This window comes from Variovorax ureilyticus (genome assembly GCF_037889935.1).
GTDB lineage: Bacteria > Pseudomonadota > Gammaproteobacteria > Burkholderiales > Burkholderiaceae_C > Variovorax > Variovorax ureilyticus.
The window spans coordinates 1-11,307 of the sequence record NZ_JBBKZU010000038.1 but is presented as its reverse complement, the minus strand read 5'-3'; the positions used below and the strand labels follow the sequence as shown (position 1 = coordinate 11,307).

Genomic DNA, 11,307 nt, shown 5'->3' with positions numbered 1-11,307 from the left:
ATCAGCGGCGTGTGCAGCGCCGGCGTGACGGTCCACACCACGTGGTAGCCCACGTAGATGGCCAGCACGAAGATGATGAGGTTGATGACGGTGTGGGATACGGGATCCATGGCTTTTCTTCTCCTCGGGGTTCTCGTCGTTCGTCGTTGACTCGTTACTTCTTCGTGACCTGGCCGTCCTGCGTCATGCGGCAGGCGGCGACGATGTCGTCCTCGAGGTCGATCTTGATCCCGCCTTCCTTGGGCAGCACGAGCTTGAGGAAGTCGAGCACGTTGCGCGCATAGAGCGAGGAGGCATCGGCCGCCACCAGCGCGGGCAGGTTCGTTTCGCCGATGAGGGTCACGCCGTGCTTGATGACGGTCTTGTCGGCTTCCGACAGCGGGCAGTTGCCTCCGATGCCCTCGGGGCCCTTGCCGGCGGCGATGTCGACGATGACGCTCCCCGGCTTCATGGCCTTGACCATCTCCTCGGTGATGAGCGTGGGGGCCGCGCGGCCGGGGATGAGGGCGGTGCTGATGACCACGTCGGCCAGCGCCACGCGCTTGGCGACCTCGACCTTCTGGCGATCCAGCCAGCTCTGGGGCATCGGACGCGCATAGCCGCCCACGCCCTCGGCGGCTTCCTTCTCTTCGGCCGTCTCATAGGGCACGTCGATGAACTTGGCGCCGAGCGATTCGACCTGTTCCTTGACCGAGGGGCGAACGTCCGAGGCTTCGATCACGGCCCCGAGGCGCTTGGCGGTGGCGATCGCCTGAAGCCCCGCCACGCCGACGCCCAGGATCACGATGCGCGCGGCCTTCACGGTGCCGGCCGCCGTCATCAGCATCGGGAAGAAGCGCTGGTACTTGTCGGCGGCCATCATCACGGCCTTGTAGCCGGCGATGTTGGCTTGGGAAGACAGCACGTCCATGCTCTGGGCGCGCGTGGTGCGGGGGGCGGCTTCGAGAGCAAAGGAAGTGAGGCCGGCGGACGCCAGGCGCTGCAGGCCCGCGCCATCGAAGGGGTTGAGCATGCCGACCAGCACGGCAGCAGGCTTCATCAGCGCCAGTTCCGCTTCGGAAGGAGAACGCACCTTCAGCACGATCTCGCAGCCGAAGGCACCTTGCGCATCGGTGATCTCCGCGCCCGCTGCCTGGAAGGCCCCATCGGTGACGCTGGCGATCGTGCCCGCTCCCGATTGCACTCGCACGGTATGGCCCTGCGCCACCAGTTTCTTCGCGGTTTCCGCCGTGACGGCCACTCGGGTTTCGCCTGGCGCAGTTTCGGCCGGCACGCCTATGAGCATGGGAGATCTCCTCGGGAAGCGTTGGAATTGGCGCCGAGCTTACATGAAGACGCCGCCCCGAAGTCGCACCTTCTGTCCCCGCACCGACAAGCGCGACAACCCGCATCCTCATTCGCATTGACGCTACTGAATTCATAGCGTTTTCAGCATGCGCAGCAGGTCGCCGGATCATGAACCGGTTTCTTCGAGTTCATCTCATCAATGGGTACACTGACTCCCGCACGCCACGGGCGACATGCCCGGGCAGTGCTCAAAAAAACGAGATACAGGGAATGGAATGCGAATTGCAGCGCTCGACGACGAGCCGTGCCAGCTCGACCTCATCCGGCACACGATGGAAGCCATTGGCCACGAATGCCATGGCTTCACCGAAGGCAAGGTCCTGTTGCGGGACCTCCGGCATCAAAGCTACGACCTGCTGATCCTCGACTGGAGCCTGCCCGACGTGCAGGGTCCGAGCGTGGTCCGATGGATCCGCGAGGATCTCAACAGCCGCATCCCCATCCTGTTCGTGACGAACCGCCGCGAAGAGCAGGACATGGTGGAGGGCCTCGCAGCAGGCGCCGACGACTTCATGGTCAAGCCGATCCGCCTGCGGGAGCTGGAGGCGCGCGTCCGTGCGCTGCTGCGCCGCTCGTACTCGGCCCTGCATGGCACCGACCTGCATGTCGGCGACTACCAGTTCAGCGCCGCGACGCACACGCTGCGCATCAAGGGCCAGGCCGTGGAGCTCAGCCACCGCGAATACGACCTCGCGTTCCTGCTGTTCCAGAACATCGGCCGGCTGCTCTCGCGCGAACACCTCCGCGAGGCTGTCTGGGGCGAGATCAACGAGCGGGCCTCCCGCACGCTCGACACCCACATCTCGCGCCTGCGCAGCAAGCTCGAATTGGTGCCTTCCAACGGCTTCCTGCTGTCGGCGGTCTACGGCCTCGGCTATCGGCTGGAGTGCACCGGCGACGATCTGATCGACCCATTCAACCCGACGCGCAGCCCCTCGGCGGGCGATACGTCGAAATGAATGGCGCCGCCCCTCGGCAGGGCGGCGACGATCCCGGGCAAAGCCCCTGGCTGCGGCGTCGCGGGTCGTGGATGCTGCTGGCGATCGGCCTGCTCGCGCTCGTCACCTTTCTCAGCCTGACCCAACCGCTTCCCCGCGTCGACCGGCTTCTCCAGGACAGCGCCCGCGCGGCACTGGCGCCGCCGCCGTCCGATGACATCGTGATCGTCGCGATCGACGAGAGAAGCCTCGCCGCCATCGGCCGCTGGCCCTGGCGCAGCGCCGTCCACGCCGAGCTGCTGCGCCGCATCACCGCGCAATCGCCCCGATGCATCGGGTTGAACCTGAGACTGATCGGCCCGGACACCGAGCATCCCGATGACGACACGGCACTGGCACAGGCCATGCGCGACGACGGCTGCGTCGTGCTGCCGGCGTCCGTCAGCGCACTGAACCCGGAACGACCGGTGGAGCGGCCACCCGATCCCGTACTCGCCCAGGCCGCCGCGGGCATCGGTCATGCACGCCTCGCGCTCGACCAGGACGGCGTGGTGCGCAGCGTCTACCTGCATGAAGGCCCCGAAGGGCGCATGCGCCCGCATTTCGCCCTCGCGCTGCGCGAAGCGGCGCTGGGCGCGCGGACCCCGCCGCCGCAGCAGCAGCCCCCCGCCGCGATGCCCGGGCCCTGGCTGCGAAGCGACCAGCAGGTGTTGCTGTTCACGCGCGGCCCGGGGCGCTTCAGGACGTTCTCGTACGTCGACGTGCTCCAAGGTGCGGTGCCGGCCGACGCATTCCGCAATCGCTACGTCCTGGTGGGCGCCACGGCGCCCAGCCTCGGGGACGTGCATGCCAACACCTCGCCCGACGTGCCGGGCCTGATGTCCGGCGTAGAGATCTTCGCCAACGTGCTGCAGGCATTGATCGACGGGCGGCCCGTCGTGATCGCGAAGCCGTGGCAGGACCTCGTGTTCAATCTCGTGCCGCTGGCGGTTGCGCTTCTCGGCGCGCTCCGGCTGCGGCCGCTGGGCCTGATCGCGCTGATCGGCGCCATGCTTGCGCTGCAACTCGGCATCCACCTCGGGCGCCCATCGATCGGCGTGCTTTTCGCACCGGCCGCCGGGGTCACCGGACTGCTCCTGCTCTATCCCCTCTGGAGCCTGATGCGGCTCTCGGCTGCCGTGCGATATCTGCGGCGAGGCACCGCCGAGATCCTCCGCGACGCGGCCCGGCGTCCGGCAGCCCTGCCGAAGCGGTTCGCCGGCGACTTCCTCGACCGGCAGATGGAAGCCACGCGCGCCGCCGTCGACGGCATGCGGGACATGCACCGCTTCGTCCGCGACGGCATCGACCACCTTCCGGACGCAACGATCACGCTGGACAGCCGAGGCCGCGTCGTGCTCGCCAATGCTGCGGCGCTCGCCTACTGGGCGCGAGATGTCTCGGCCATGATCGGCGCCGATGCGCACGCCCTCCTGGCCGGCCTTCGCCGCCGCACCACCGGCGCGCCGATGATGCCGCCCGGCGCGCTCCTCGGGGAACTCCAGCCGATCAGCGGAGAGGGCACCGATGCGCAGGGACGCGCGCTACTCCTGCGCTGCGTGCCCTTCTTCAACGCCGACAACGCGCATGCCGGCTGGATGATCGCGCTGGTCGACATCACCGGGATGCGCCGCGCCCAGAGCCAACGCGATGAGGCACTGCGTTTCATCTCGCACGATGCGCGGGAGCCCAACGCATCGATCCTCACCATCCTCGAACTCGCGCGCCAGCGCCCCGGTTCGATGAAGCTCGATGCCCTGCTCACCGCGATCGAACGCAAGGCGCGAACCGGCCTCGAGCTGGCCGATGGCTTCGTGAACCTCGCACGCGCGGAGGCCGAACGCTTCCGCCCCGAAGTACTCGACCTCGTGGCGCTGGCGCAGCAGGCGATCGACGACGGTTGGGCCCAGGCGCAAAAGGCGCAAGTGCGCGTCCTGCTGGCGGCGGCACCTGGTGAGGCGCTCGGCATCGCCGACCGCACGCTGCTGATGCGCGCACTGACCAACGTACTCGGCAACGCGCTCAAGTACTCGCCGCAGGGCGCCGATCTCGAATGCAGCGTGCGGGAGGAAGACGGGCACTGGCGCATCGCGTTCCGCGACCACGGGCCCGGCATCCCGGTCGAGCTACAGTCCCAGCTTTTCCAGCCCTTCCACCGGCTGCATCACAAGGCGCATCCCGAAGTCCACGGCGTCGGCCTCGGACTGCTGCTGGTGCGGACCGTGGTGCAGCGGCACGGCGGAACGGTCGAGATCGACAGCGCCGAGGGCGCAGGCTGCACCGTCACGCTGGTGCTGCCGAAGCCCACCGCCGCCGAACTCGAAGCGCTGGCATCACTCCAGGAGTAGCACGCACATGGCAAAGCGATGGAAGCCCAACGTCACGGTGGCGGCGGTGATCGAGCGAGACGGTCGCTTCCTGCTCGTCGAGGAAGAGACCAGCGACGGCCTGATGCTCAACACGCCAGCCGGCCATCTCGACCCCGGTGAATCGCCGGCCGAGGGCTGCATTCGCGAGACGCTCGAAGAGACGGCGCACCACTTCACGCCTACTGCGCTCCTGGGCGTCTACATGGCCCGCACGCGCCGCGCGGACGACATCACCTACATGCGTTTTGCTTTCACCGGCACGCTGGGCGCGTTCGAGGCCGATCGAACGCTCGACCAAGGCATCGTGCGGACGCTGTGGATGACCGCCGACGAGCTTCGCGCCAGCCGCGAACGGCATCGCAGCCCGCTGCTGCTGCAGTGCGTGGAAGACTTCCTCGTGGGCAAGCGCTACCCGCTCGACCTCATTCACCTCGACGCGTCGGTCTCGGCGCCCGACGGGCAGTGAATGCCAGGAACCCCGCGGAACCGGCTATGCCGGGCCGCAGGGGTTGCCCGCGGCCGGGGGTGGAGAGCGACACGAAGTGCGCGAGCCTGGGGGCGAGCTACAGAGCTCGCGCGATCACGCCGCCGCCCAGGCAGACCTCGCCGTCGTAGAGCACTGCCGACTGCCCCGGCGTGACCGCCCATTGCGGCTGGGCAAAGTCCAGCCGGAACACGCCATTGCAACCTTCGGCCAGATCGCAGTCCGAATCCGCCTGCCGGTAGCGCGACTTCGCCCCATACGCGCCCTGCGCAGGCGCCCGGCCCGCGACCCAGCTCGCGTCATCCGCCTCCAGCGCATTCGACAGCAGCCACGGATGGTCGTGCCCTTGCACCACCCACAGCGTGTTGTTCCGGGCGTCCTTGCGCGCGACGAACCACGGTGCATGCTCGCCGCCACCGCGCTGCGCGCCCTTTTCCTTGATGCCGCCGATGCCCAGGCCCTGGCGCTGCCCCAGCGTGTAGAAGCTCAGGCCCTGGTGCTCGCCGATCTTGCGGCCACGCTCGTCGCGGATCGGCCCGGGTTCCTTCGAGATGTAGCGGTTGAGGAACTCGCGGAACGGCCGCTCGCCGATGAAGCAGATGCCGGTCGAATCCTTCTTCTTCGCGTTCGGCAGGCCGATCTCGTCCGCGATGCGGCGCACCTCGGTCTTGCGCAGCTCGCCGACCGGGAACATCGTCTTCGACAACTGCTGCTGGTTCAGCCGATGGAGGAAGTAGCTCTGGTCCTTGGCCGGATCGAGGCCCTTGAGCAGCTCGTGCCGCCCGGTCGCCTCGTCCAAGCGCACGCGGGCGTAATGGCCGGTCGCGATCTTCTCGGCGCCCAGGCGCATCGCGTGGTCGAGGAAGGCCTTGAACTTGATCTCGGCGTTGCACAGCACGTCGGGATTCGGCGTGCGGCCGGCCTGGTATTCGCGCAGGAACTCGGCGAAGACCCGGTCCTTGTAGTCGGCCGCGAAGTTGACGTGCTCGATCTCGATGCCCAGCACGTCGGCCACGCTGGCGGCGTCGACGAAGTCGATGTTCGACGAGCAGTATTCGCTGTCGTCATCGTCTTCCCAGTTCTTCATGAAGATGCCGACCACCTCGTGGCCCTGCTGCTTCAGCAGGTGCGCCGTGACCGCGGAGTCCACTCCGCCGCTCAGGCCCACCACGATGCGCTGCTTTTTCATAGGGCTGGGATTGTCTCAGCCCGGCCAAGCCGGTGCGCGCACCGGGGAAATCGCGGTCAGGCCCTGGCGGTGATCTCGCCGCGCACGCCGGCCACGATCTCGTAGGACTTCAGCCGCGCCTCGTGATCGAAGACCTGCGAGGTGATCATCAGCTCGTCCGCGCCGGTCTGGTCGATGAATGCCTGCAGGCGGGCGCGCACCGTCTCGCGCGACCCCACCGCGGAGCACGACAGCACCGAATCGAGGAGCGCGTTCTCGGCCGGGCCGACGCGCTCGCGATACCCGGCCACCGGCGGCGGCAGGCGGCCGGGGCGGCCGCTGCGCAGGTTGACGAAGGCCTGCTGCCACGAGGTCGCGCGGAACTGGGCTTCCTCGTCGGAGTCGGCCGCGAACACGTTGAAGCCCAGCATCACATAGGGCTTCGCAAGTTGTGCCGACGGCTTGAAGGTTTCGCGGTAGATGCGGATCGCCTGCATCAGCTGCTGCGGCGCGAAGTGCGAAGCGAATGCATACGGCAGCCCGAGATGCGCCGCCAGCTGCGCGCCGAAAGTGCTCGAGCCGAGGATCCACACCGGGACCTCCAGCCCCATGCCGGGCACGGCACGCACGGGCTGGCGCGGCTCCTTGGACATGAAGTCCATCAGTTCGATCACGTCCTGCGGAAAGCGGTCCGAGTCGGACTGGAGATCGCGCCGCAAGGCCTGCGCGGTGCGCTGGTCGGAGCCCGGCGCGCGGCCGAGGCCGAGGTCGATGCGGCCCGGATAGAGCGACTCCAGCGTGCCGAACTGTTCGGCGATCACCAGCGGCGAATGGTTGGGCAGCATCACGCCGCCGGCGCCGATGCGGATGGTGGAGGTGCCTGCGCCGACGAATGCCAGCAGCACCGCCGTCGCTGCGCTCGCGATGCCGGGCATCCCGTGGTGCTCGGCCAACCAGTAACGGCGGAAGCCGAGCTTCTCGCCATGCTGCGCGAGACTCAGGGAGTTGCGGAACGACTGCGCGGCATCGCCGCCTTCGACGATGGGGGAAAGATCGAGAATCGAGAACGGGACCATTTCGTTATCTTCACCCGGATCGGCCGGCTTCTGTCGCGAAGGGATATTCGGCCCACAACAACGAGCTTCGGATCTATGGCACTGCGGTTTTCCAGTTGGTGGATGGTTCTTCTTGTCCTCGCATTGAGCGCGTGCGGCTCGCTTCCCACCGGCGTGCAGCGGCCGGCGTCCCGCAGTCTTCAGGCGTCGCCCAACGCCAGCCCGCTCGCGAGGATTGCCGAAACACAGCTGCCGCCCGGCGCCCAATCCGGCTTCCGGCTGCTGCCGCTGGGCGGGTATGCGCTCGAAGCGCGGCTGGCCCTGATCCGCAAGGCGACGCGCACGCTCGACGTGCAGTACTACATCATGGAGAACGACGCCTCCGGGCGCGCGGTCTTCAGGGCGCTGGAGGAAGCGGCCGGCCGCGGCGTGCGCGTGCGACTTCTGCTCGATGACATCAACAGCACCGGTGCCGAGCCCTTGATCGAGGCGCTCTCGGGCGTTCCCAACCTGGAGATCCGCCTGTTCAATCCTTTCTGCTGCGCACGCTCGAGCCTGGCGGGCCGCATCGTGACCTCGCTCGGCGACCTGCCGCGGCTCGACCATCGCATGCACAACAAGCTGCTGATCGCCGATGGCGCACTGGCGATCGTCGGCGGACGCAACATCGCGGACGACTACTTCACGCGCAGCGCGATCGCCAACTTCGTCGATCTCGACGCGGTCGCGGCCGGGCGCGTCGTGCCGCAACTTGGCGTCATCTTCGATCGCTACTGGAACAGCGACGAATCGTTTCCTGCCAGCTATTTCTCCACGCCCGCCTCCCCCGCCGCACGCGAAGCGACGCTGCGGCAGCTCCTGCCGGCCGATGCCACGCAGATTCCCATCGACCTTCCGGAGAAGGACATCCTCGGCCAAGTGCCGGTGGGCACGGAACTCGACGACCGGCGTCTCACGCTCGTGCCCGGCCTCGCCTATGCCGTGGCGGACCAGCCCTCCAAGCGGCGCGAGGACCGCGAGGAGATAGAGAACAGCAGCCTCATGACCGGGGCCGTCTCGCAGATGCTCGGCGCGCGCACCGAGCTGGTGGTCACCTCGCCCTATCTCGTGCCGGGCAAGCGCGGCCTGGCGGTCCTGCGCAGCCTGCAGCAGAAGGGGGTGCAGGTGACGCTCGTCACCAACTCGCTGCCGGCCAGCGACTCGACGCTCGTCTACTTCGGTTACGCGCGCTACCGGCCGGCGATCCTGAAGGCCGGCGTGGATCTCTACGAGTTGAGCGCAATTGCGCCGCGCGAGAGCAAGACGATCTTCGGCGGATCGTCCAAGGGCCGCCTGCACGCGAAGCTGGCGGTCATCGACAAGGAGGTGGTGCTCCTGGGCTCGCTCAACCTCGACCCCCGTTCGGCACGCAAGAACACTGAAGTGGGCGTGGCCGTGGAAAGCCCCGCGCTTGCGCAGCAGGCGCTGCGCATCGTCGAGGCCATGAAGTCGGAGGCCTACCGCGTTCGTCCCGCATCCGAGGGTGGCGGCGGCACGCTCGCTTGGGTGTCGCCCGATGCGGATGACGACGACCCGGTGCAAGGCGGCGAGCCGGGGATCTCGCCGCTCAACACGCTGCAGCGGCTGTTGCTGCAGCCGCTGGTGCCCGAGGACTACCTGTGATCAGGACAGCGCCTTGGCCTTCAGCCGCTGGAACTCGTCCTGCGTGATCGTGCCCGCATCGAGCAGTGCCTTGGCATCGGCGATCTGCTCGCCCGGCGACTTGCCGGCAACCTGGCGGATGTACGCGTCGGTGTCCGACTTGGCGCGCGCGAGGCTCGCGCGCTGGCGCTCCGCCATGCCGCGGCCGCGCGCGATGATGTAGATGATCGCCGTCAGGCCCGGGAGGATGATGAGGCCGATGATCCACAGCACCTTGTAGCCGCCGCCCAGTTCCGAATCGCGAAAGAGGTCGCCGATGATCTGGAACAGGATGAGCAGGTAGACGATGAGGACGAAGGTCGACAGCAGAAGTTGGATCAGGTCCCAGAAGTTGCTCATTGGATTTCCTTTTTTCGACGTGGTGAAGTTGGAAAGCGGTTCAGCGCGCGGTGGCCTTGTTCGTCCACGTGCGCAGCAGCCCGAGCACGAAGCCGCCGGTGAACATGCCCAGCACGTACACCAGCAGCACCAGCACCGAGGTCGGCAGCGTCGCGCTCATCGAGAAGAGCGACACGGTCACCGACGCCATGTTCTGAACCTTGAACGTCAGGACGATGCCTGCAAGGATCACGATCAGGGCGATGTAGAGATAGCGCGTCATACGGGGGCTCCATGAGAAATCAAGAACGTCTGCCGGTGCATCGCGCCCGCCTCACACGGTGATGGCGCCGGACGAGAGCGCGAAGAGGGCCGAGATCGCGGCAACCACCAGGGCCGCGAAGACCACCGTTTCCGCAGGCGTGAATATCCGCGCCTTTTGCTCCCGCCGCACGAGAAAGTAAAGCACGGTGCCCGGCGCGTAGAGCACCGCCGACAACAGCAGGAACTTCAGGCCGCCCGCATAAAGCATGCCCAGGGCATACACCGTCGCGACGCCGCTGCGCACCAGGTCGAGGTTCCGTGCGCCGCGCGGATCGGCTTCGTAGGTCAGGCCGTTCCACGCGAGCTTGAGACCGTAGGCCGCGACCAGCAAGTAGGGGACCAGCGTCATGGCGCTCGTCATCTTCAGCGCGAGCGTGAATGCGTACTGCGCGAACCAGGTCACCAGCAGGAACACCTGGATGACGATGTTGGTCATCCAGAGCGCGGCAGCGGGCGCGCCGTTGGCGTTCTCGCGCGCGAGGAAGGCGGGCATCGTCTGGTTCTTGGCGGCCGAATGCAGCACCTCCGCCGCCAGCAGCGACCACGAGAGGTAGTTGCCGAGGATGGAGATCAGCAGGCCGACGCTGATGAAGACCAGCCCCCACGGGCCGACGAGCGCCGCCATCACGCCGGCCAGCGCCGGCGTCGGCAGCACGGCGAGGTCCGGCCGCAGCAGCACGCCGTACGACAGGATGGTGACGAGCACGAGCAGGCACAGCACACCGAGGAAGCCGAGCACCGTGGCGATGCCGACATCCTCGCGTCGCCTGGCGTAGCGCGAATAGACGCTCGCGCCTTCGATGCCGACGAACACGAACACCGTGACCAGCATCGTGCTGCGGACCTGGCTCGCGACGTTCGACAGGCTGGGCTCGTCGCCGCCCCAGAAGTTGAGCGCGAAGATGTCTGCCCGGAAGCCCACGACGGCGACCACGATGAAGACGAAGAGCGGCACGATCTTCGCGATGGTGGCGATGGTGTTGAGCGCCGCCGCCTCCTTCACGCCGCGCAGCACGAGCACGTGCACGCCCCACAACAGAACGGATGCCGAGATGATCGCGGTCACGGTCGTGCCATCGCCGAAGACCGGGAAGAACTGGCCCAGCGTGGCCTTGATCAGCACCAGGCACGCTACGTCCGCGAGGCAGCAGCCGATCCAGTAGCCTACCGCCGAGGCAAAGCCGAGGTAGCTCCCGAAGCCCGCGCGCGCGTAGGCGTAGATGCCGGTGTCGAGATCGGGCCGCCGGCGCGAGAGCGTCTGGAACACGAAGGCAAGCATCAGCATCCCGAACCCCGCGATCGCCCACGCGACGAACGCGCCGGCCGCGCCCGTCGAGCGCGCGAACGCGGACGGCACCGCGAAGATGCCGGAGCCGATCATCGAGCCGACGACCAGCGCGACGAGGGCGCCGAGCGACAGCTGCTGGTTCCGGGGAGCGCTCATGCAGGGTTCGAGTCTCCTGTTCAGATGGTGATGACGCCCGTGGCGAGGCCGTAGAGGCCCACGACCGCGCCGATGACGATGAGGATGAGGATGAGCCAGTCGATCGGCGAGAACACCGGC

General features: G+C 67.6%; 11 protein-coding genes. 4 read left to right on the top strand and 7 right to left on the bottom strand.

What is annotated here, in order from left to right:
* Both WKW77_RS35140 and WKW77_RS34715 read right to left on the bottom strand, forming a co-directional pair.
* On the bottom strand, window positions 1-194 hold a 194-nt coding region (locus tag WKW77_RS35140), incomplete at its 3' end, for a proton-translocating transhydrogenase family protein (protein WP_422823326.1).
* Window positions 155-1,285: a Re/Si-specific NAD(P)(+) transhydrogenase subunit alpha gene (locus tag WKW77_RS34715; RefSeq protein WP_340361434.1), complete on the bottom strand. Its 1,131-nt coding sequence runs from the start codon at window positions 1,283-1,285 to the stop codon at window positions 155-157. The genes WKW77_RS34715 and WKW77_RS35140, both read right to left, overlap by 40 nt.
* Before the next feature lie 277 nt (window positions 1,286-1,562).
* Here WKW77_RS34715 and WKW77_RS34710 point away from each other — a divergent pair, with 277 nt between their 5' ends.
* The 3 genes from WKW77_RS34710 to WKW77_RS34700 are packed head-to-tail and all read left to right on the top strand — an operon-like array spanning window position 1,563 to window position 5,159.
* Window positions 1,563-2,306: a response regulator transcription factor gene (locus WKW77_RS34710; RefSeq protein ID WP_340361433.1), complete on the top strand. Its 744-nt coding sequence runs from the start codon at window positions 1,563-1,565 to the stop codon at window positions 2,304-2,306.
* Window positions 2,303-4,672 (top strand): CHASE2 domain-containing protein, encoded by a 2,370-nt coding sequence (locus tag WKW77_RS34705; protein ID WP_340361432.1) that lies wholly within the window; start codon window positions 2,303-2,305, stop codon window positions 4,670-4,672. The genes WKW77_RS34710 and WKW77_RS34705 overlap by 4 nt, the downstream gene beginning before the upstream one ends.
* A gap of 7 nt (window positions 4,673-4,679) precedes the next feature.
* Window positions 4,680-5,159, top strand: coding sequence for an NUDIX hydrolase (locus WKW77_RS34700; protein WP_340361431.1), 480 nt, complete (start codon window positions 4,680-4,682; stop codon window positions 5,157-5,159).
* Window positions 5,160-5,256: 97 nt separating this feature from the next.
* Here the strand turns inward: WKW77_RS34700 and mnmA are convergent, their stop codons facing one another.
* Window positions 5,257-6,366 carry a tRNA 2-thiouridine(34) synthase MnmA gene (gene mnmA / locus WKW77_RS34695; RefSeq protein WP_340361430.1) on the bottom strand — a complete coding sequence of 370 codons (1,110 nt, stop codon included), beginning with the start codon at window positions 6,364-6,366 and terminating at the stop codon, window positions 5,257-5,259.
* Window positions 6,367-6,422: 56 nt separating this feature from the next.
* Window positions 6,423-7,421 carry an LLM class flavin-dependent oxidoreductase gene (locus tag WKW77_RS34690; protein ID WP_340361429.1) on the bottom strand — a complete coding sequence of 333 codons (999 nt, stop codon included), beginning with the start codon at window positions 7,419-7,421 and terminating at the stop codon, window positions 6,423-6,425.
* Window positions 7,422-7,523: 102 nt separating this feature from the next.
* On the opposite strand from WKW77_RS34690, the gene WKW77_RS34685 reads away from it, so the two are divergent.
* Window positions 7,524-9,062, top strand: a complete 1,539-nt coding sequence (locus tag WKW77_RS34685) for a phospholipase D-like domain-containing protein (RefSeq protein WP_340361428.1) — start codon at window positions 7,524-7,526, stop codon at window positions 9,060-9,062.
* Here the strand turns inward: WKW77_RS34685 and WKW77_RS34680 are convergent, their stop codons facing one another.
* Genes WKW77_RS34680 through WKW77_RS34670 form a run of 3 tightly spaced genes read right to left on the bottom strand, consistent with a single transcriptional unit; the run spans window position 9,063 to window position 11,187 of the window.
* Entirely contained in the window at window positions 9,063-9,440 is a 378-nt protein-coding gene (locus WKW77_RS34680; RefSeq protein ID WP_340361427.1) for an SHOCT domain-containing protein, read from the bottom strand.
* A 40-nt stretch (window positions 9,441-9,480) separates the two neighbouring features.
* A complete protein-coding gene (locus tag WKW77_RS34675) occupies window positions 9,481-9,702 on the bottom strand; it encodes a LapA family protein (RefSeq protein ID WP_340361426.1) in 222 nt (73 codons plus the stop codon).
* A 51-nt stretch (window positions 9,703-9,753) separates the two neighbouring features.
* The gene (locus WKW77_RS34670; RefSeq protein ID WP_340361425.1) at window positions 9,754-11,187 is read right to left on the bottom strand and encodes a basic amino acid/polyamine antiporter; all 1,434 of its coding nucleotides are present in this window, start codon (window positions 11,185-11,187) and stop codon (window positions 9,754-9,756) included.
* Window positions 11,188-11,307 lie beyond the last annotated feature (120 nt).

Bases quoted from the DNA above. Each gene is read 5' to 3' on its own strand.
- WKW77_RS34710 (WP_340361433.1), top strand. From the start codon at position 1,563: ATGCGAATTGCAGCGCTCGACGACGAGCCGTGCCAGCTCGACCTCATC.
- WKW77_RS34680 (WP_340361427.1), bottom strand. From the start codon at position 9,440: ATGAGCAACTTCTGGGACCTGATCCAACTTCTGCTGTCGACCTTCGTC.
- WKW77_RS34700 (WP_340361431.1), top strand. From the start codon at position 4,680: ATGGCAAAGCGATGGAAGCCCAACGTCACGGTGGCGGCGGTGATCGAG.
- mnmA (WP_340361430.1), bottom strand. From the start codon at position 6,366: ATGAAAAAGCAGCGCATCGTGGTGGGCCTGAGCGGCGGAGTGGACTCC.
- WKW77_RS34705 (WP_340361432.1), top strand. From the start codon at position 2,303: ATGAATGGCGCCGCCCCTCGGCAGGGCGGCGACGATCCCGGGCAAAGC.
- WKW77_RS34690 (WP_340361429.1), bottom strand. From the start codon at position 7,421: ATGGTCCCGTTCTCGATTCTCGATCTTTCCCCCATCGTCGAAGGCGGC.
- WKW77_RS34675 (WP_340361426.1), bottom strand. From the start codon at position 9,702: ATGACGCGCTATCTCTACATCGCCCTGATCGTGATCCTTGCAGGCATC.
- WKW77_RS34715 (WP_340361434.1), bottom strand. From the start codon at position 1,285: ATGCTCATAGGCGTGCCGGCCGAAACTGCGCCAGGCGAAACCCGAGTG.
- WKW77_RS34670 (WP_340361425.1), bottom strand. From the start codon at position 11,187: ATGAGCGCTCCCCGGAACCAGCAGCTGTCGCTCGGCGCCCTCGTCGCG.
- WKW77_RS34685 (WP_340361428.1), top strand. From the start codon at position 7,524: ATGGTTCTTCTTGTCCTCGCATTGAGCGCGTGCGGCTCGCTTCCCACC.